This window comes from Niallia sp. FSL R7-0271, assembly GCF_038005785.1.
In the GTDB taxonomy this organism is placed as follows: Bacteria; Bacillota; Bacilli; order Bacillales; family Cytobacillaceae; genus Niallia.
In genome coordinates this window covers 3,401,002-3,417,867 of the sequence record NZ_JBBOTZ010000001.1, presented here as the reverse complement: position 1 = coordinate 3,417,867, position 16,866 = coordinate 3,401,002, and the positions used below count along the sequence as shown (strand labels likewise).

General features: G+C 35.2%; 30 protein-coding genes. 27 read left to right on the top strand and 3 right to left on the bottom strand.

The window, feature by feature from the left end; all coding sequences use genetic code 11:
* The first annotated feature begins 51 nt into the window (after positions 1-51).
* The gene (locus tag MKX82_RS17545) at positions 52-891 is read left to right on the top strand and encodes a DegV family protein (protein ID WP_237941932.1); all 840 of its coding nucleotides are present in this window, start codon (positions 52-54) and stop codon (positions 889-891) included.
* Between the two features lie 116 nt (positions 892-1,007).
* On the top strand, positions 1,008-1,544 hold the full coding sequence (locus MKX82_RS17540; RefSeq protein WP_341078830.1) for a hypothetical protein: 537 nt from the start codon (positions 1,008-1,010) through the stop codon (positions 1,542-1,544).
* Between the two features lie 31 nt (positions 1,545-1,575).
* On the opposite strand, the gene MKX82_RS17535 is transcribed toward MKX82_RS17540, so the two are convergent.
* Together MKX82_RS17535 and MKX82_RS17530 are read right to left on the bottom strand one after the other, a co-directional pair.
* A complete protein-coding gene (locus tag MKX82_RS17535) occupies positions 1,576-2,925 on the bottom strand; it encodes a recombinase family protein (RefSeq protein ID WP_341078828.1) in 1,350 nt (449 codons plus the stop codon).
* Positions 2,926-2,975: 50 nt separating this feature from the next.
* On the bottom strand, positions 2,976-3,626 hold the full coding sequence (locus MKX82_RS17530) for a LexA family protein (protein WP_341078827.1): 651 nt from the start codon (positions 3,624-3,626) through the stop codon (positions 2,976-2,978).
* Positions 3,627-3,828: 202 nt separating this feature from the next.
* On the opposite strand from MKX82_RS17530, the gene MKX82_RS17525 reads away from it, so the two are divergent.
* From MKX82_RS17525 to MKX82_RS17460, 14 genes are all read left to right on the top strand, one after another.
* A complete protein-coding gene (locus tag MKX82_RS17525; RefSeq protein ID WP_341078826.1) occupies positions 3,829-4,056 on the top strand; it encodes a helix-turn-helix domain-containing protein in 228 nt (75 codons plus the stop codon).
* Between the two features lie 29 nt (positions 4,057-4,085).
* Entirely contained in the window at positions 4,086-4,301 is a 216-nt protein-coding gene (locus tag MKX82_RS17520) for a hypothetical protein (protein WP_341078825.1), read from the top strand.
* 20 nt (positions 4,302-4,321) lie between these two features.
* On the top strand, positions 4,322-4,462 hold the full coding sequence (locus MKX82_RS17515) for a hypothetical protein (protein ID WP_341078824.1): 141 nt from the start codon (positions 4,322-4,324) through the stop codon (positions 4,460-4,462).
* Complete coding sequence (locus MKX82_RS17510; protein WP_341078822.1) at positions 4,459-5,124, top strand: Rha family transcriptional regulator; 666 nt, start codon at positions 4,459-4,461, stop codon at positions 5,122-5,124. Before MKX82_RS17515 ends, MKX82_RS17510 begins: the two co-directional genes overlap by 4 nt.
* Before the next feature lie 14 nt (positions 5,125-5,138).
* Positions 5,139-5,549: a hypothetical protein gene (locus MKX82_RS17505; RefSeq protein WP_341078820.1), complete on the top strand. Its 411-nt coding sequence runs from the start codon at positions 5,139-5,141 to the stop codon at positions 5,547-5,549.
* 344 nt (positions 5,550-5,893) lie between these two features.
* Positions 5,894-6,124 carry a hypothetical protein gene (locus MKX82_RS17500; RefSeq protein WP_341078819.1) on the top strand — a complete coding sequence of 77 codons (231 nt, stop codon included), beginning with the start codon at positions 5,894-5,896 and terminating at the stop codon, positions 6,122-6,124.
* Positions 6,125-6,192: 68 nt separating this feature from the next.
* Complete coding sequence (locus MKX82_RS17495; protein ID WP_341078818.1) at positions 6,193-6,351, top strand: YqaI family protein; 159 nt, start codon at positions 6,193-6,195, stop codon at positions 6,349-6,351.
* Between the two features lie 101 nt (positions 6,352-6,452).
* On the top strand, positions 6,453-6,842 hold the full coding sequence (locus tag MKX82_RS17490) for a hypothetical protein (protein WP_341078816.1): 390 nt from the start codon (positions 6,453-6,455) through the stop codon (positions 6,840-6,842).
* Positions 6,842-7,399 carry a host-nuclease inhibitor Gam family protein gene (locus MKX82_RS17485; RefSeq protein WP_251645130.1) on the top strand — a complete coding sequence of 186 codons (558 nt, stop codon included), beginning with the start codon at positions 6,842-6,844 and terminating at the stop codon, positions 7,397-7,399. Before MKX82_RS17490 ends, MKX82_RS17485 begins: the two co-directional genes overlap by 1 nt.
* A 2-nt stretch (positions 7,400-7,401) precedes the next feature.
* Complete coding sequence (locus MKX82_RS17480; RefSeq protein ID WP_251645132.1) at positions 7,402-7,821, top strand: hypothetical protein; 420 nt, start codon at positions 7,402-7,404, stop codon at positions 7,819-7,821.
* The gene (locus tag MKX82_RS17475) at positions 7,821-8,513 is read left to right on the top strand and encodes an AAA family ATPase (protein ID WP_341078813.1); all 693 of its coding nucleotides are present in this window, start codon (positions 7,821-7,823) and stop codon (positions 8,511-8,513) included. Before MKX82_RS17480 ends, MKX82_RS17475 begins: the two co-directional genes overlap by 1 nt.
* Positions 8,513-8,971, top strand: coding sequence for a DUF669 domain-containing protein (locus MKX82_RS17470; protein WP_341078811.1), 459 nt, complete (start codon positions 8,513-8,515; stop codon positions 8,969-8,971). Before MKX82_RS17475 ends, MKX82_RS17470 begins: the two co-directional genes overlap by 1 nt.
* Positions 8,972-9,055: 84 nt before the next feature.
* A complete protein-coding gene (locus MKX82_RS17465) occupies positions 9,056-11,398 on the top strand; it encodes a phage/plasmid primase, P4 family (protein WP_341078809.1) in 2,343 nt (780 codons plus the stop codon).
* Positions 11,399-11,697: 299 nt separating this feature from the next.
* On the top strand, positions 11,698-12,123 hold the full coding sequence (locus tag MKX82_RS17460; RefSeq protein ID WP_341078808.1) for a hypothetical protein: 426 nt from the start codon (positions 11,698-11,700) through the stop codon (positions 12,121-12,123).
* A 10-nt stretch (positions 12,124-12,133) separates the two neighbouring features.
* Here MKX82_RS17460 and MKX82_RS17455 read toward each other — a convergent pair whose 3' ends face one another.
* Positions 12,134-12,304, bottom strand: coding sequence for a ribbon-helix-helix domain-containing protein (locus tag MKX82_RS17455; protein ID WP_251645147.1), 171 nt, complete (start codon positions 12,302-12,304; stop codon positions 12,134-12,136).
* A gap of 124 nt (positions 12,305-12,428) precedes the next feature.
* On the opposite strand from MKX82_RS17455, the gene MKX82_RS17450 reads away from it, so the two are divergent.
* The 11 genes from MKX82_RS17450 (at position 12,429) to MKX82_RS17400 (ending at position 16,863) form a co-directional block, all read left to right on the top strand.
* The gene (locus MKX82_RS17450; RefSeq protein WP_251645149.1) at positions 12,429-12,740 is read left to right on the top strand and encodes a hypothetical protein; all 312 of its coding nucleotides are present in this window, start codon (positions 12,429-12,431) and stop codon (positions 12,738-12,740) included.
* The gene (locus tag MKX82_RS17445) at positions 12,667-13,179 is read left to right on the top strand and encodes an HNH endonuclease (RefSeq protein ID WP_251645150.1); all 513 of its coding nucleotides are present in this window, start codon (positions 12,667-12,669) and stop codon (positions 13,177-13,179) included. Before MKX82_RS17450 ends, MKX82_RS17445 begins: the two co-directional genes overlap by 74 nt.
* Positions 13,142-13,681: an ERCC4 domain-containing protein gene (locus MKX82_RS17440; RefSeq protein WP_251645152.1), complete on the top strand. Its 540-nt coding sequence runs from the start codon at positions 13,142-13,144 to the stop codon at positions 13,679-13,681. Before MKX82_RS17445 ends, MKX82_RS17440 begins: the two co-directional genes overlap by 38 nt.
* A 25-nt stretch (positions 13,682-13,706) precedes the next feature.
* The gene (gene fbpA / locus MKX82_RS17435) at positions 13,707-13,859 is read left to right on the top strand and encodes a Fur-regulated basic protein FbpA (RefSeq protein ID WP_251645160.1); all 153 of its coding nucleotides are present in this window, start codon (positions 13,707-13,709) and stop codon (positions 13,857-13,859) included.
* Positions 13,843-14,109 carry a hypothetical protein gene (locus MKX82_RS17430; RefSeq protein ID WP_251645162.1) on the top strand — a complete coding sequence of 89 codons (267 nt, stop codon included), beginning with the start codon at positions 13,843-13,845 and terminating at the stop codon, positions 14,107-14,109. The genes fbpA and MKX82_RS17430 overlap by 17 nt, the downstream gene beginning before the upstream one ends.
* A 31-nt stretch (positions 14,110-14,140) precedes the next feature.
* Positions 14,141-14,458 carry an organic solvent tolerance protein OstA gene (locus tag MKX82_RS17425; protein WP_251645164.1) on the top strand — a complete coding sequence of 106 codons (318 nt, stop codon included), beginning with the start codon at positions 14,141-14,143 and terminating at the stop codon, positions 14,456-14,458.
* Between the two features lie 119 nt (positions 14,459-14,577).
* Positions 14,578-14,832 carry a DUF3310 domain-containing protein gene (locus MKX82_RS17420; RefSeq protein WP_396953789.1) on the top strand — a complete coding sequence of 85 codons (255 nt, stop codon included), beginning with the start codon at positions 14,578-14,580 and terminating at the stop codon, positions 14,830-14,832.
* On the top strand, positions 14,819-15,376 hold the full coding sequence (locus tag MKX82_RS17415; protein WP_251645167.1) for a dUTP diphosphatase: 558 nt from the start codon (positions 14,819-14,821) through the stop codon (positions 15,374-15,376). The genes MKX82_RS17420 and MKX82_RS17415 overlap by 14 nt, the downstream gene beginning before the upstream one ends.
* Before the next feature lie 13 nt (positions 15,377-15,389).
* On the top strand, positions 15,390-15,737 hold the full coding sequence (locus tag MKX82_RS17410) for a hypothetical protein (RefSeq protein WP_251645170.1): 348 nt from the start codon (positions 15,390-15,392) through the stop codon (positions 15,735-15,737).
* Between the two features lie 125 nt (positions 15,738-15,862).
* Entirely contained in the window at positions 15,863-16,585 is a 723-nt protein-coding gene (locus MKX82_RS17405) for a phosphoadenosine phosphosulfate reductase domain-containing protein (protein WP_251645179.1), read from the top strand.
* A 47-nt stretch (positions 16,586-16,632) separates the two neighbouring features.
* The gene (locus MKX82_RS17400) at positions 16,633-16,863 is read left to right on the top strand and encodes a hypothetical protein (RefSeq protein WP_251645181.1); all 231 of its coding nucleotides are present in this window, start codon (positions 16,633-16,635) and stop codon (positions 16,861-16,863) included.
* The last annotated feature ends 3 nt before the right edge of the window (positions 16,864-16,866 follow it).

The following is a 16,866-nucleotide window of genomic DNA, read 5'->3' as shown; positions in this document are numbered from 1 at the left end:
GTTAAAATATACATCATACAATTGTATAGATAAGGAAGGTATTACACAAAAATGAAAACAGCTATTGTAACAGATAGTACTGCTTATATAACAAAAGAAGTAAAAGACAAATATGATATACATATGATTCCGTTAACGGTTGTGTTCGGAAATGAAATTTACGAAGAAGAGGTAGATTTGGAGGCTGGTCAATTTTACGAAGAAGTAAAAACAAAACCGCTTCCGACTACCTCTCAGCCGTCGATTGGGAAGTTTGCTGAACTATTTGAGCGCCTTTCACATGATTACGATGAAGTAATCAGCATCCATCTATCAAGCGGCATCAGCGGGACTTACCAAGGTGCAATAACTGCTGGCACTATGGTTGATAACATCAATGTTTTTGCATTTGATACAGAAATCAGCTGCATGGTTCAAGGTTTCTATGCAATAGAAGCTGCCAAGCTTTCCAAGGCTGGCAAAACTGCTGCAGAAATTATTCCTATACTTGAAGAGCTTAAAAAGACAAGCCATGCTTATTTCATGGTGGATGATTTAGCTCATTTGCAGCGCGGCGGACGCTTGTCCAGTGCACAAGCATTGATTGGCAGCCTACTTCAAGTAAAACCGCTATTGCATTTCGAAGACAAGGTCATTGTTCCTTTCGAAAAGATTCGTACAAGAAAAAAAGCGATGAAGCGCATTGTCGATCTTCTTGCAGAAGCAACTAATGGCGAAGAGTACCAGGCAGTCATCATCCATGCAAACCGAGAAGAGGAAGCGATTGAATGGAAAAGGGAGCTTTCAGAAACATACCCTAATATTGAGTTTTCCATCAGCTACTTCGGTGCAGTTATCGGCACTCATCTTGGCGAAGGGTCCATGGGCCTTGGCTGGATGAAAAAACTATAAAACGTTCAAGATCCTGTCTATTAATAGAGACAGGATTTTTATTTTGTTAGGAGGAATTAAAGCATGCATAAAGAATAATGAATAAGTAAAATAAAATGAATAAGGAGGCGCACATAATGCTTTTTAGCATTTCCCCACAGAACGAGCTCATTCCTGTCCTCGCTCCTCGGCCTGATTTAATGCGTATTACAGACCTTCCTCTCCAAACTCCTCATCCACTAGACACTAATTTCTGCTACAGTAAAAATCTCCAAGCAACCTTAGAAGGTAAAAAACTGCTTTTTGAGGAAATTTCCATTTCATTAGAAGAAATCCAAGAACACTACCTGAAAGGCTATTGTGCCTATCATCCTGGCATTAGAAGAAATAGCAATAAGCTCATTTGCGCACGATGCGGAAATAAGCGCCAAGAGCTTTTTGCTTCCTACCAATGTGCCCGGTGCAAGAGGGCCTGTGCTTATTGCCGCAATTGTGTGATGATGGGCAGAATATCTGAATGTAGCCCGCTGATTAGCTGGACAGGTCCAGCAACCGTTATAACTCCTTGCACATTAGAATGGCAGGGTAGCCTTTCTCCAGGACAGCAGCATGCCTCCAGCAAAATAGTGGAAGCTGTCGAACGAAACAGTGAAATTCTTGTGTGGGCAGTTTGAATAGCCAATAACGAAAACATAAATTTATATATTAAAAATTCCAAGCAATTTCTATGTTATCACCATGAATATATATTTGATTAATTAACTTTTGAATAACTGCTTGTCTTGTGGAAAAATCAGACGTATATAAATCTAAGATATAACCATCTAGATCTTCTTTCGTTAGTACATTTTGCAATTGTAATTCTTGTCTGGCTTTCTTTTCGAGAATCTCATGTTTCTCTTTTTCAAGGCCTTGGATACGTTCATCAAGTTTTCCTTTATTTAACCGTCCTATTTCATATAAATCAAGGATTCGATTTTCTCTTTCGTCAATGTTTCTCAATGCCTTATCATAATCAATTAATTCTGCTTTTGCTTGAACAATACTTTTGTTTTCAATTAAATTTTCAATTTCCCTTATAATTAAGGATTCCAACTTTGAGTAATTCCATGTTTTATTAATGCATTTTTCATCATACTCTGATGGAAACCTTTTAGCACGGCATATATAATAACGATAAACTCTATTTTCATACCTACCTTTAGATTGATAAGTTAAATAAGATTCACCACATTTACCACAAGTTATTAGTCCTGATAATAAACTGGCTTTAGCTTTGTTAGCATTTTTTCCTCTATGTCTGCTAAGAAGTAATTGCACCCTGTCATATTGTTCTTCTGATATTATTGGTTGGTGTTTACCTTTATAATGCTGTCCTGCAAAACTAACATATCCACAGTAAAGCTTGTTCCGTAAAATGTCGTTATACCTTCTAAAGCGCCAGACAGGGTACCCTTGCTCTTTTAAATCTTTTTGGACCTTAGTTATTGAATGATATCTTTCATATAGATTAAAGGCTTGTTGAATGTGTTTAGCTTCATCATCTTTGATAACTAACTGACCATTTTCTCTTAAGTATCCAGCAGGATCGTAATCACCACCCATACCTCTAAGACCTTCTTCAGCTCGTTTAATATGTCCCATTCTCATTCGTTCTGCAATAGTTTCTCTTTCTAGTTGAGCAAACACAGATAATATTCCAATCATGGCTTTACCGAATGGTGTGGAAGTATCAAGCGTTTCAGTAATTGATACAAAATCAACATTGTTTTTCAAGAAGTGCTCCTCAATTAATTCTAACGTGTCTCTTTGAGATCGTGATAAGCGGTCTAATTTATACACCACTACAACATCAATATTCTTCAATTCAGTTATCATTCTTTTCAATGCTGGTCGTTCAATATTTGAACCACTAAATCCTGGATCTATAAATGTGTCATAAATATCCCAACCTTTAGCTTTACAATATGCTTGGATTCTCTCCAACTGAGATTCAATACTATAATTTTCTACTTGTTCTTGAGTACTTACACGAATGTATATAGCTGCTTTCATTTCAAAAACTCCTTTCTAATAAAAAAAGGTAAGTATCAACTCACCTAAAATTAAAAGTTTAATACAACTTTTTTTAGTTTTCCGATAATGCGAATGTTCTTCTTTTCATCTAATACAATTGGTGCATATTTTGGATTTTCACTTTGAAGGATTATACTTTCACCTGTTTTGTAAACTCTTTTTAAAACAGCTTCATCATCTATAGCAACGGCTGCAATTTCTCCATTTTCAACATCATTCTGTCTTCTTATTAGTAATAAATCATTATCAAGAATTCGCGCGTTGATCATACTGTCACCTTTAGCTCTTAGATAAAAATATTCACCACCATTTAGCCATTCTTCTGGTGTAGCTTCGTAAGATTCAATTTCTTCATAAACTAAAGTACCATAACCACATGAAATTTTACCCACTACAGGGAGTTTCACTATAGAATCGTAGTCAACTTGTCCTTCATTTTCAGTTCCGCTAGTCTTAAAACTAGGGTCTATTTCAGATTTATGAACTCCAAATGCATCAGAAAGTTTTTCTACGTTTCCTGGATTAATAAGTGTTTTGCAATTTATGTAGTCAGAAAGTGTACTTTTTGAAATACCTGACTTTTCACTAGTCCTCAATTGAGTCCAACCTTTTGTTTTCATTAATCTCTTTATGTTTTCAGATATTTCTTTTTTTAAAGGTAAATCTCTATCTAACAACATGTCCGCCTCCTCGTATTTATTATTATTATATCCGAAAAAAATATGGAAAGTAAATAATGATTCCGAAAAAAATCGTAAAAAATAGCATATTTTATTCCTAATAGATTAGAATGTTTATAGAAAATCCGATTTTTTTCGGTTGACATTCCGAAAATACTCGGATATAGTATAAGCAAGCCGAGGGGAACAAGGAGGTGACAAGATGTTAAAGATCACTTTAAAGGCAGCTAGAGTAAACGCAGGTTTAAAACTAACAGAAGCAGCTGATCTCTTTGGTATCAATAAAGATACGCTATCTAAATATGAGAAAGATTCTACAAATGTACCCCGAAAATTTCTTATAAGCATTGAAGATGTGTATCAAATTCCATTAGACCATATTTTTTTTGGACAACAATCCGAATTTTTTCGGAAATCCAAAACTGCATAAGGAAGATGGAAAAGATAGGAGGTTGTTTAATGATTGTTGTTACAGAAATGAAAGTTGGCAATCATAAAGTTTCAGTACCTGAAGGCTTATCCGAATTACTAAATGATTCTTGGGTAGTAAAGGGGAAGCGAAATTCAGTTGTAAATGAGGAATACGATAGGGTGGTCGAATATAAAAACGGCCACTTTGTAACAAAACTCATTAAGAAAGTTGAGGTTAAGCAATCTGTTAGGTCAGCAGTTTAATAGATAAGGAGGTGAGTTAAATGACCAACTTTCAAAAAGCGAAAATGCTACTACAATTCGCTGGAGAAATGCTATTGAGGAATCGTCCACATATTGCTAACTGGGCTACTAAGGAAAGCGAAAAGTATCTTGATTTACATGAGAAAGGAGAAACAAAATGAGCCAATTAGTTTTTATAGATAGAAAAAGAGTAGTCACAGACAGTCTTACAGTCGCTGAAGTATTTGGAAAAGAACATAAAAACGTTAAGCGAGACATACTTAATCAAGTGGAAAAAATAGCTTTGACAGATGAGGTTGATTTTATTGGGCTCAACTTTGAGCGCATTGATTATGTAGATGGAAAGGGAAGAAAACAAGAAAAAATATTATTAACTGAAGATGCTTTTACCTTAATCGCCATGTCGTATGTAACTCCTGAAGCAATGAAGTTCAAAATAAAATTCATTCAAGAATTTAAAGCGATGAGAGAAGAACTACAAAAACCAAAAGTACTTACAGATCATCAGCAAAGAATTGAGTTGTTGAAACTGTCATTAGAACATGAAGAAAAGTTTGTAGAATATGACGGCAGATTATCTAAGCTAGAAGACAACGTAAGAATCGATTCATTCGAACAGGATGCCTTGCAGAAGCAGATTAAGAAGCGTGTGTACAAAGTATTTGAAACAGCCAATCCGAATGGCTTAGACCTAAAGAAATTGTTTCCATGCATCCACAGAAACTTTAGAGATGCTTTTGGAGTACCGACCTATCGTGATTTACGGAAGTTAGATTATGAAGAAGCAGTGTCATGGGTTAGTACATGGAGACCATTAATCTGAAAGGAGAGAAGTAATTGAAAAATCTAGAAAAAGTAATTGCCGCACTAAAAGAAGTAGTAACAATGCTTGAAAGTGGTGTTACTGACAATAACAAATGGTACAAAGTAACTGTCAAAGATGAAGATGGAGAACGTCAGGAATTCATTAATCGTGAGGAAAGATTAGAATCTTTAATGGACATTTCTTTGAACGAAATTGAAGCTGCGATTGAAATGATAGAAAAACCCTCAAACACTGCTGTAACAGTGAATGAGGATGATGATTTTAGCATTGCTGATGTAAGTGGTATTCAGGTTGAACCTAGAGAATTCCAACAAATACTAAATAACGCACCTGTAGTTGAAGAAATCGGCAAACCAGAATCGATTAAACATTCTTCCTTTTCCAAGGTAGACGACGAAAGTCAATCCTCGATAAGAAATTGACAATATCTTTTCTGCCGCTATATGTCGGAATACCCCTAGAGTTTTGCGCCATCAAAATTATAGGAATACCCAGAGGGAAGTGCTGAGCGTAGCTACTTCTAACACTTTCTTTATCGGGGCTAGTAAGGACATATGGTTTAACGATAACAACTGCAAACGTAACACCTTGTTCTTTAACTAGAGCGTAATCCATCAATTCCACCTCCTTCCAAATGCCTAAATTCGACAGCAGTGGACAAAATACCTTTTATTAGGAGAGTGATCTAAATGAAAATCAAACCAGCTGAATGGCTTCAACTAAGCACGAATGAAAAGCAAAGCTTATTGAAGGGAGCTAAAAAATAATGGCCAGTGAAATAGAAACTAGTTATCTATGTGAAGTATGTAAGAAAAGGGAACACACTCAGCTTTGTGATTACGCAGTAGATTCAGTGATAACAAGCAATTTTGATGTTTTAACAAATACTTGTGATAAAAAACTTTGTCGTGAGTGCGCAGTTAACATCTGGGCAGAATGCGATGTATGTCCAGAACATGCAGGTGAAGTAAAAGAGAGATTGTCTAAGCCTAAATAGCCTTTCCTTTTATCCACAATGCAGAAATTGTTGAAAGGTTTTAGTTCTAATTGAAGGAGGTGATACATATGCGAAAAGTTGAAGATTATCCAATTGAAGATGTTTTTGGAGATGAAATTTGCGAAGGGGATACTTACTTTGTATTCGGTAAGGATACTGTACTTCAATCCAATGTAAAACAATACTTAATCGAAAAACAGCAAGTGCAGTGTTATGAGGCGGTATAAAAAAAGACCCACGCGCCAACGTGAGTCACAGAACAAATGAAAAGTTATAGTCAAAACAATCATATTGTAAAAATTAATAAAAATCAACAGGGGGAGGACAAATGCCTTATTTTGATGCCAAAGATAGAACAGTTTTTAGCCCTGTGAATGATAAGCTTGAGCCACTTTTTAAGTTTCTAGAGCAACACCAAAAATCCTTAAGTGGCAGTAACTTTTATGATGATCTTGTTGAATTATATGAATATCTGGACCAAGTCCTAAAGGAGCCGAAAATATTGGATGTTTCCACTTTAAAGGAGAATGATATTGTTCGCTATTATAACTTTGACAATGGAAAATTCCTCATCGATGAAGGGATAGTCAAAAGTGACAATATTTATAAAGACGGTATAGAAGTCCATGGTGATGGATGGAAACAGTATGTAGGCAAATGGTTTATAAGCGAAGTTATAAGAAACAATCAAACAATTTATAAACAGGAGGAAAAATAATGAATGCATTGCAAAAGTTCGAATTGATGGAAGTTGAGGATATTGAGTCTTTGGAGTCAACAGAAAGTAAATTTGAAATCACTGATTTGGATAGCCTTAACTGGGTATTCCGCAAATTGGCTGCATTGAAAACTAAAGAAAAAGAAATTAAGCAGCTGGCCAATGTTGAACGGGACCGCATTTCCCAGTGGGAGCAAGGCGAATTGTCTTCTATCACAAATAGCACAAGCTTCTTTGAAGCATTAATACAAAAATATCATTCTGGGAAACTTGCAGAAGATCCTAAAGCTAAAACAATCAGTACTCCTTATGGGAAGTCCAAAACAAGAGCAAGTAAAGAAGCAGCTGAGAAAGCTGATGAAGAAAAATTGCTCGATTATGTTCTAGAAAATGGTCTTGATGAATTCGTAAAACAGTCTGTGAAATGGGCAGATGTTAAAAAGACATTCAAGATTGTGGATATCAGTGGTGAAAAGGTAGTTGTGGATGACAATGGGCAGATTGTTCCTGGCGTTTCAGTAAAGCCGGCATCCGTTAGTTATAGTGTGGAGGTTTAAGTATGGGTGCTTATGATGAACCTACAAAAGAATGTCCATATTGCAAAAACGATATGTATGCCGATTTTGTAGATGTTGGTGTAGGAATGGTGCAGTGTGGTCCATATCATTGTAATAATTGCAACGCTAGTGAGATAGGTCCCGAATTGCACGATTGGTATTACAAGGACAGAGAAGGAGAAACAATATACCTTACAGCAAAAACAAAATATTACGAATGGGCGAAAAAGAAAATGAAATTTATTGGAGGTCCAGTTTTAAAACCAGGTCATCCATTCACTGAAACAGAACTGAAAACAGGCTATTACCAAGGAAAAATATCTCCTTATGCAAATACAGTTGCCGGTCATCTTGTAGACCATAAAGAAGCAAAAGAAGCATACCGAATTGGTCTGTTAGATGAAAAGAAGGGAGTAAGTTAATGCAAACAACAAACGGTGCCCAAATAAGTAAAAGTAAAAAAGCAAAAATCATTATTTATTCAAAGCCAGGCAATGGAAAAACAACAGTTGCAGGTTTATTAAAAGGTAAAACACTAGTGCTTGATATTGACGGGACTAGTCAAGTTCTATCTGGTTATTCAAATGTAGATGTTGCAGTTATTGACGGTACAAAGCCGCATGACAGCATTCTGGAATTCTTTGGACATGCCAAGGCAAACATCAATAATTACGACAACATTTTTATTGATAATCTAACACACTATCAAAAATTATGGTTGCTTAAAAAAGGCGAAAACACTAAAAGTGGTATGCCTGAATTAAAGGACTATGCATTGCTGGATAACCATTTGTTGAAGTTGGTTGAGACATTTAACACTTTAGATGCAAATATCATTTTCACAGCTTGGGAAACAACCCGAGAAATTACTGAGGAAAATGGTACTAAATACAATCAGTTTATTCCTGATATCCGAGACAAAATTGTAAATCATATAATGGGCATTTCTCATGTAGTGGCCCAATTAGTAAAAAAAGCAGACGGTACACGAGGATTTATGCTGGAAGGTAATCAAAGCGTATTTGCTAAGAACCATTTAGATGATCGTAAAGGTTGTCTTCAAAACGAATTACTTATGCAATCCACAAATGAAAACACAGGGGGAAATAAATAATGTCATTTTTCAAAATGGAAGAAGTAGAAGAAGTAAAAGGGTTCCAATTACCAAAGCCAGGTAAATATGAAGCAGTAATTATCAACGCAGTTTCTAAGCTAACACAAGCTAAAAAAGATATGTTAGTTGTCGATTTTGAAATCCGTTCAGATGTTCCGCAAGAATCACAAGGTGCAAAGATTCTGTACAACAATTTCACCTTTGAACACCCAACAGCTCAAGGTATCGTGAAATCTTTATGCAAAGCTGCTGGATTTGCAAATAACCATGTATTCACTTCTTGTGAAGATATGGCAAAACAACTGATTGGTAAGAATTTAGAAATTGGAGTAAAACACGAAAAAGGCAATGATGGAAACAACTATGCAAAAGCAAGCTATTACAATCCATCAACAGCAAATCCGCCAGCACAAGTAGGTCCAGCAATTCAAATCGGAGATGAAGATCTACCATTCTAAGAAACTGAATAGAGAAGTTGGTATTGTACTAGCTTCTCTTTTTTATACCCAAAAACAGAGAAAAAACGTTAATCGGAGGGCGCGATGAAAGAAAATCCATACAATTTTAACGAAATCCCTGCCGAACTAAAAGCCCTGCCTCAATGGATTTTATGGAAGTCGGAAAAGAAAAACGGAAGATACACAAAAGTTCCTTGTCAAGTAAATGGAGAAATGGCACAAGCCAATAACCGGAGTACCTGGAGTACTTTTGCAACAGCAGTAAAGTTTTATCTTGAAGGAGATTATGACGGGATTGGATTTGTTTTTAGCCGTCAGGATAACTATATCGGAATTGATATTGATAAGTGTGTTGTGGAAGGCAGGCCTAATGCTTTTGCAACAGAGATTATCGACACTTTAGATAGTTATACAGAATTTTCACCATCGGAAAAAGGTATTCACATCATTATCAAAGGTAACCTTCCACAATCTGTTTTAGGTACTGGGAGGAAGAATACAAAGCATGGATTAGAAATTTATTCATACGGTCGGTATTTTACCTTTACAGGTAACAGAGAAAATTCAAACGAGATATATGATCGTACAGATGAACTTGCAGAAGTATTTGAACAGTACTTTGATGATTCGGATATTCAAGGAAGAGTGAACCTTGCAGAGTTTGAGAAAGACGAAATTAAGATATCCAATGAAACACTTTGGGAAAGGATATTCCGTTCGAAAAATGGTGATGAAATACGTAGCCTATACAACGGAAACCTAATAAATGATGACCATTCCGCAAGTGATTTAGCACTATGTAATCACCTAGCATTCTGGACTGGAAAATCAGCAACACGTATGGATGCTATGTTCAGAGAAACTGGTCTTATGCGTGATAAGTGGGATGTTATCCACTTTAGAGAAACAAATGAAACATACGGTGAAAGAACAATCGGTACTGCTATTTCTTCCACTTCTACAACGATTCTAGACAACAGGGAGCAATTCGAAGAATTTTCCTTTGAATTCAGTACCGGGGAAACAGAAGAAGTTGAGGAAGTGAAGCCGAAAAAGAAATTCAGATTAACTGAATTAGGAAATGCAGAACGGATTGCTTATGAATATGGCCACGTAATCAAATACGTTTCAGATATGGGCTGGCTTATATGGGACGGTAAACGGTGGAAAATTGATAACAAAAAAGAGATTGAAAGAATAACAGCAAAAGTACTTCGCGGTCTCTATAAATCAGAAGATGAATCTGAAACAAAATGGGCTAGAATGTGCGAACGAAGAAACATAAGAATGAACAGTATAAAAGACTTGATGCCACTTGTTCCAGCTGAACGGGAAGATTTCGACCGACATAAATTCTTATTCAATGTTGAGAATGGAATTATTGATTTGAAAACAGGTAAGTTGCAGCAACATGATCGTGAACTAGGGTTAACCAAAATCACAAATGTAGAGTTTGATGAAACGGCAAACTGTCCGACTTGGATTACATTCTTAGAACAAATCTTTATGGGTGATAAAGGGTTAGTCGACTATATGCAACGACTTGTAGGTTACTCATTAACTGGAGATATATCAGAGCAATCAATGTATTTCTTAGTTGGTGGTGGATCTAACGGAAAATCCACCTTTGTAAATACAGTAAAAAAGTTGATGGGCGATTATGGTTCGCAAACGAAATCAGATACTTTCATCAAGAAAAAAGATACTGGAGCAAATAACGATATTGCCAGATTGGTAAATGCTCGTTTCGTTTCAGCCGTAGAGTCAGAAGAAGGTGAAAAGTTACAGGAATCACTTGTAAAAACAATTACAGGTGGAGAACCAATATTAGCACGGTTTTTAAGACAAGAGTACTTCGAGTTTATCCCAGAATTTAAAGTGTTTTTTACAACAAACCATAAACCAATAATCGGTGGTGTTGATGAAGGGATATGGAGACGTGTAAAGATTATTCCTTTCACTTTGAATTTAAAACCGCATGAGCGTGATAAGAAGCTTGAGGAAAAGTTGTCCTTTGAAATGCCAGGTATTTTAAACTGGGCGATTGAAGGCTGCTTAAAGTGGCAGCGTGAAGGATTGATTGAACCTCAAATTGTGGTGGATGCTACAGGAAACTATAAAGAAGAAATGGATATATTAGCTCCTTTCTTAGGTGAAGTTTGCTACATTGATGAACCTAAAAATGAAGCATTAAAAATTGAAGCAAAAGAATTGTATTCAGTTTATGACAATTGGTGCTTTAAATCAGGAGAAAGAACATTAGGGAATAGATCGTTTTATCGAATGTTAGAAACGAAAGGCTTTGGAAAGATGAAGGGAGCCGGAAATAAAACGTTTTTGACAGGAATTACCTTAAAAGAACGGATGCCAGTTACTAAAGGTGTTATCGAAAACCAACAAAATAGCTTTTTTAAGGTCACTCAATAACTATTTTGTTAGTTTAATAACTTTTAATAACTTTCTAGAAAGTCAGTTGTATCAAGGGTTTAAGTTAACTTTTATTGTTATTTAGTTATTTTAGTTATTGGGTTTTCAATTAATTTAAAAAATAAAAAAATAAATATATATATTAGGAGCAGTAATACCCAATCACTAATAACAAAAATAACTTTTAGCTTGAAACCCTTGGGGCTGTAAGGTTTGAAGAGATTTTCTTTAATAACTTTTAGTTAATAAAGGCATAAAATGAGGATTTTTAATAACTGCTTAGTAACGAGGTGAGTAGATTGCAAGTTTTAAGAATTCTAAGTCTGATTTGGAAATCGGGAGCAAACATTTATTTAGATAATACGGATAACCGTATTGCGATAAAACAGCAGGAATTAATTCCTAAGGAAGTGATGCAAGCAGCTGAACAGAACTTTCAGCAAATTGATGATTGGTTTAAGTCTTGGAAGGGTGAAAGCGCAGATAAAATTACGATTCGTAAAGCTTTACACGTATTTTGCGGATGGGAACAAAATGAAAAGCTTAATAAATGGCTATGTGATGATACAGATTCTCTTTTTTTACTTCACGATTGGACTGTTGTTTTAGCAAAAAATAATTGGATCAATATTTATGATGACTTTAGAAATTACGAAAATACAGAATCAAACCGTATGGCGAGAGAATTTTATGAACGAGCCATCAAGTATACGAAGTCAAAATAAAAGAACTCTACTATTCAGCAGAGTTCGAGTATTTCTTTAATAAATCTTCTAGTGCTTCATCGAGAAGTTTACTCATCGGGATCTTTGTTTCGTCTGATAAATTTTTCAACGCATCATAAAGTTCAATCTTTACAGCATTAGATAATGGTTTTCTGTTTTTTAACCCTCTTTTTTCAGTCATGGATTTAATCACCTCTTAAGTCAAGTTTACTACAACAATTAATTACTATCAATTACTGTTAGTTGGTGGTAACTACATGTAGTTTTTGGTATAATTATAGTAACAGATAAACGGGGTGATTATTGTGGGTGAAACTAAAATTTGTAGTAAATGCGGTTCGGAAAAACCTTTAAACAGAGATTATTTTCGCTTGTCAAAAGGTAGTAAAGACGGATTCAGACCTGAATGTAAAGAGTGTTCTAAGCAAAGATCGAAAAAATATCGTGAAGCAAACAAAGAAAAAATTAGAGAATACGGAAGAGAATACTATAAAAGAAATACAGAAAAGGTTAAGGAATACGCAAAGAAATCCAGAGAAAATAATGTTGAATCAAACAGACGAATGCAAAAAAGAGTGGGAAGAAAAAAACAAAGAAAAAAGAAGCCAATATCATAAAGAGTGGTATCAAAAAAATAAGAAACGCAAAAGAGCAAACGAAAGAAAGCTCTATTTGAAAAGCGAAAAGTACAGAAAATATAAATCGGAATTACGCAAAATAAGACATCACAGAAAAAGAAGTGCGGTTTCAAACTTTACTCTAATTGAATGGGAAAAATGTAAAACCTTTTTCGATAATGAGTGTTGTTATTGTGGGGGTAAGAGTCAGGAATTACAACAAGATCACTTTATTCAAGTAGCGAAAAATGGAGAGTATACAAAAACTAATATTGTTCCTGCTTGCAGTTCATGTAATTCAAGTAAAAATGATAGAGATTTTTTTGAATGGTTTAAACAACAAAAATATTATTCTCTCGAAAGAGAAATAAAGATTCTTAGTTATCTAGGGAGAGAGATAAATGATTCATTATCATTATACGGATGCAGAGATAAATAAAATTCTGAAAACCTTAACGATAATATGCGATACAAGGGAAAACGTAAATGGTCACATATTAGCGTATTTACGGCAGAAAGACGTGCCAATTAAAATTCAAAAATTAAATGTTGGTGATTATTCCGCTTTAATCCCTAAAAACGATGAATTAGGGATTAAGCGTGATATTTATCTGGATAGTGCTGTAGAAAGAAAAGCACATATTGATGAAATTACAGGGAATTTGCAAAAGGATACGCAAACAGCATTTGAAAATGAATTAATTCGGTCAAAGGACATTCCCTTTACTTTAATTGTGGAGGACCTACGCGGCTATGAAAAAATGCTTAAAGGTGATTATCGTTCAAAATATAATCCATTGGCTTTACTCGGCAGGCTGAACACATTCAAAGCAAAATACAATTTCGAAATTGTTTATCTGGACCAGAGATTCAGTGGGAATTGGATATATCATCATTTTTATTATCAAGCCAAACATTATCTTAAGACAGGTATATTTTAATTCTTATGCCTAAAGGTGGACAAACATGACTAATGAACAAAAAAAGGATGAACTTAAAAGCGAGTTAATCCAGTTGAACTATTTTAAAACTCCAGATGGAAAACAGTTGTATGAACTGTCCGTTGAGGAGCTTGAAACCATATTGAAGGAAGTGAAAAAGCATGAAGGAGTTTTATGAAATTAAGAAGCAACTGCGTGATCTTATAGACAATGGGCCAACTGATGAATCAGAAATGTTTCTAAGAAAATTACATGATTTTATTGTGCAGCAGGATAAAACACTTAGAGAGACAAAGAGAAACAGTCGTTTCAAAAGATATATAGAAGTAGGATTAGAAAACTTAGAGCTCCATGATAAAGTACGGAAGCTCGAGGAAGAAAATAAAACAATTAAACAAGCCTATGAGGGTTTAACAAAAGCATTATAATCAAAAATCTTAAAATAAGGGAGCTAATAAAATGGCAAAAGTACAACTTAATCAAAAGGAACAACATTATGCAGATACTCGTGAAGAAGCAGAAGAAATTGTTACAACAGCCAAAGAAAACAATAATCTTCAAATGCATAAAATCTCAGAGAAGTACAACAAGTTCGGACAGTACTTCCTAATCGATTTAACATACGCTTTTCAAACTCCTAAAGAAGTCATGGAGAGCAAACCACAAAAGGATGATGCTCCAGAAGGGCAAATGAGCATAGATGACCATGAAGGCATTCCTTATTCTGTGGATGGCCAAGGTAATGTTTCCGTCGCAGATGAAGCAAACAATGGCTAAACGAAAGCCAAAATGGACTCTCCTTTTCCGATTGGAGGAGGGGAGACCAGTTTATTTATACGAACCGTTGCAAAAGTATGAACTGCAGAGTCGAATGAGGAATGGATGGAGGATTATACGTGAGCGAAGATATTATTAATAAACCATCCCATTATCATAAAAATGAAATTGATGTAAATGGGTATCTGGAGAAACATTTTCCTAAAGAAGGTTCTTACACAGTTGCAGAAGGGTTTTATATCGCAAATGTTCTTAAGTATACAAGCAGATATAAAAATAAGAATGGCGTAGAAGATTTAAAGAAAGATAGGTTTTATATTGATAAATTAATTGAATTGGAATCTAAGGGGGAAAAACAAGATGAACTTAGCTAAGTTATTTGAAACACAAAAGGTGCTCAGGGATAGAATCGGTTATGAAGGTGAAGATCGTCTTGAAAAGTTAGTTCTAGCGCTTCAAGTTGAAATTGGCGAATGTGCGAATGAATGGCGCGGTTTTAAGTTTTGGAGTAAAGACCAGGAGCCGAGAACTAACATAAACACTTGTGGACATTGTAACCGCCTAGGTAAGGAAAGTTGCATTGGATGTTATGGGAAATTATATAAAAACTTACTCCTTGAAGAATATGTAGACGGATTACATTTTGTATTGGAATTAGGATTGGAACATGGAATTGATGAATTGATTAATGGGTTAGCGCTGGAAATTATAAATTGCTCCACTATTACTCAACAATTTTCATTGTTAATGAGCACTGATTGGGATATATACGAAGAAGGGCATGGTGGATATTATCACGAAGGACTTGAATTGTATATTGGTTTAGGTGATATGCTTGGCTTCACATGGGAGCAAATAGAACAGGCTTACTTTGAAAAGAACAAAGTGAATCACGAACGTCAAAATTCTGGATATTAAGGAGCTGCTCATTATGAAAATACAAACGTTAATGAAAAAACATAAAAAAGAAGAATTAGCTTCCATGTTGTTAGCAGCACAAAGCAAACTAGATAAATTAAACCAAGGAGTCTTATTCCATACAGATAGTGACATCAATCATACTTCTTTGATTGTGGATGGCGAACCTGTACAAGATATGACCGCAATTCGCATATTTGCTCATCGATCATCAGGAGTAGAAGTTTCGTACGAAAGCCTAAATTCAAATAATGAATATAACCGTAACTGGGTGTATGGGGAAGATGCGAATCTTACTCGTGTCTATAAAGAATATAGAAGGTTAAAAAATGCTGAAGATACTAATTTGCAAAAGGTTTAATATGCAATACTTTCTTCTAGGTTTTTGGTCCGGTCAGGCATTTCTGTTTGTGGTTATTTATTTAGGATTCAGACATCAAGAGAAGAAGCAGAGTAGATAACAATTGTACGGTAAGGAGTGGAGAAATGAAAACTGTGGCATGGTTTAGCGGTGGTGTAAGTAGTTTCATTTCAATTTATCTATTTAAAGATGAAATTGACGAAATTTATTACCTAGATGTACAAGAACAACATCCAGATACTTATCGATTTTTAACAGATTGTGAAAAAGTGCTAGGTCGCGAAATTATAATTCTTAAAAATGAAAAGACCAATAGTGCGATGGATATTATGAAACAACGTCGTTATATAAATGGCCCATCTGGAGCACCTTGTACAAGTGAGTTGAAACGAAAAGTACGTCAACGGTGGGAACAAACGCAAGAAGATATATTACGTTATGTATGGGGTTATGACAGCGAAGAAAAACATCGTGCTGAACGGCTATTAAAAACAACACCAGAGCATGAGCATGTATTCCCGTTAATTAATGCCATGCTGACAAAAGATGAAGTACATGGCTTACTAGAGCGTCTAGGCATTAAACGTCCTATTATGTACGAATTGGGTTTCAGAAATAATAATTGTGTTGGATGTGTTAAAGGTGGAATGGGCTACTGGAACAAGATACGCAAACATTTCCCAGAACGATTTAAAGAAATGGCAGATTTAGAACGTGAAATTGGCGCATCGTGTATTAAGGGTTGTTTTTTAGATGAACTAGATCCAGAACGAGGACGAATAGAAGATGAAATTATGGGCGAATGTGGGATATTATGCGAAATTGCTTATAGCGAAACGTGTGATTGATATACTGCGCCAAACGAAACTAATATGTGGAAAGGAAAGTTGATTATATGAAAAATACACTAGGTGATTTAAACAACCATTTATTTGCACAGTTAGAACGTTTAAGCGATGAGGATCTAGAAGGTGAAAAGTTATCCGAAGAGATTGAACGTGCTAAAGCTGTTACTACCGTAGCAAACCAAATCATTTCTAACGGTACTTTAGTGCTTCAAGCTCAAAAGTTTCATACAGAATATCAGTCAAAGGATATCCCTAAAACAAGAATGCTGGAGGGATAACCA

Bases quoted from the DNA above. Each gene is read 5' to 3' on its own strand.
- MKX82_RS17545 (WP_237941932.1), top strand. From the start codon at position 52: ATGAAAACAGCTATTGTAACAGATAGTACTGCTTATATAACAAAAGAA.
- MKX82_RS17540 (WP_341078830.1), top strand. From the start codon at position 1,008: ATGCTTTTTAGCATTTCCCCACAGAACGAGCTCATTCCTGTCCTCGCT.
- MKX82_RS17535 (WP_341078828.1), bottom strand. From the start codon at position 2,925: ATGAAAGCAGCTATATACATTCGTGTAAGTACTCAAGAACAAGTAGAA.
- MKX82_RS17530 (WP_341078827.1), bottom strand. From the start codon at position 3,626: ATGTTGTTAGATAGAGATTTACCTTTAAAAAAAGAAATATCTGAAAAC.
- MKX82_RS17525 (WP_341078826.1), top strand. From the start codon at position 3,829: ATGTTAAAGATCACTTTAAAGGCAGCTAGAGTAAACGCAGGTTTAAAA.
- MKX82_RS17520 (WP_341078825.1), top strand. From the start codon at position 4,086: ATGATTGTTGTTACAGAAATGAAAGTTGGCAATCATAAAGTTTCAGTA.
- MKX82_RS17515 (WP_341078824.1), top strand. From the start codon at position 4,322: ATGACCAACTTTCAAAAAGCGAAAATGCTACTACAATTCGCTGGAGAA.
- MKX82_RS17510 (WP_341078822.1), top strand. From the start codon at position 4,459: ATGAGCCAATTAGTTTTTATAGATAGAAAAAGAGTAGTCACAGACAGT.
- MKX82_RS17500 (WP_341078819.1), top strand. From the start codon at position 5,894: ATGGCCAGTGAAATAGAAACTAGTTATCTATGTGAAGTATGTAAGAAA.
- MKX82_RS17495 (WP_341078818.1), top strand. From the start codon at position 6,193: ATGCGAAAAGTTGAAGATTATCCAATTGAAGATGTTTTTGGAGATGAA.
- MKX82_RS17490 (WP_341078816.1), top strand. From the start codon at position 6,453: ATGCCTTATTTTGATGCCAAAGATAGAACAGTTTTTAGCCCTGTGAAT.
- MKX82_RS17485 (WP_251645130.1), top strand. From the start codon at position 6,842: ATGAATGCATTGCAAAAGTTCGAATTGATGGAAGTTGAGGATATTGAG.
- MKX82_RS17480 (WP_251645132.1), top strand. From the start codon at position 7,402: ATGGGTGCTTATGATGAACCTACAAAAGAATGTCCATATTGCAAAAAC.
- MKX82_RS17475 (WP_341078813.1), top strand. From the start codon at position 7,821: ATGCAAACAACAAACGGTGCCCAAATAAGTAAAAGTAAAAAAGCAAAA.
- MKX82_RS17470 (WP_341078811.1), top strand. From the start codon at position 8,513: ATGTCATTTTTCAAAATGGAAGAAGTAGAAGAAGTAAAAGGGTTCCAA.
- MKX82_RS17465 (WP_341078809.1), top strand. From the start codon at position 9,056: ATGAAAGAAAATCCATACAATTTTAACGAAATCCCTGCCGAACTAAAA.
- MKX82_RS17455 (WP_251645147.1), bottom strand. From the start codon at position 12,304: ATGACTGAAAAAAGAGGGTTAAAAAACAGAAAACCATTATCTAATGCT.
- MKX82_RS17445 (WP_251645150.1), top strand. From the start codon at position 12,667: ATGTTGAATCAAACAGACGAATGCAAAAAAGAGTGGGAAGAAAAAAAC.
- MKX82_RS17440 (WP_251645152.1), top strand. From the start codon at position 13,142: ATGATTCATTATCATTATACGGATGCAGAGATAAATAAAATTCTGAAA.
- fbpA (WP_251645160.1), top strand. From the start codon at position 13,707: ATGACTAATGAACAAAAAAAGGATGAACTTAAAAGCGAGTTAATCCAG.
- MKX82_RS17430 (WP_251645162.1), top strand. From the start codon at position 13,843: ATGAAGGAGTTTTATGAAATTAAGAAGCAACTGCGTGATCTTATAGAC.
- MKX82_RS17425 (WP_251645164.1), top strand. From the start codon at position 14,141: ATGGCAAAAGTACAACTTAATCAAAAGGAACAACATTATGCAGATACT.
- MKX82_RS17415 (WP_251645167.1), top strand. From the start codon at position 14,819: ATGAACTTAGCTAAGTTATTTGAAACACAAAAGGTGCTCAGGGATAGA.
- MKX82_RS17410 (WP_251645170.1), top strand. From the start codon at position 15,390: ATGAAAATACAAACGTTAATGAAAAAACATAAAAAAGAAGAATTAGCT.
- MKX82_RS17405 (WP_251645179.1), top strand. From the start codon at position 15,863: ATGAAAACTGTGGCATGGTTTAGCGGTGGTGTAAGTAGTTTCATTTCA.
- MKX82_RS17400 (WP_251645181.1), top strand. From the start codon at position 16,633: ATGAAAAATACACTAGGTGATTTAAACAACCATTTATTTGCACAGTTA.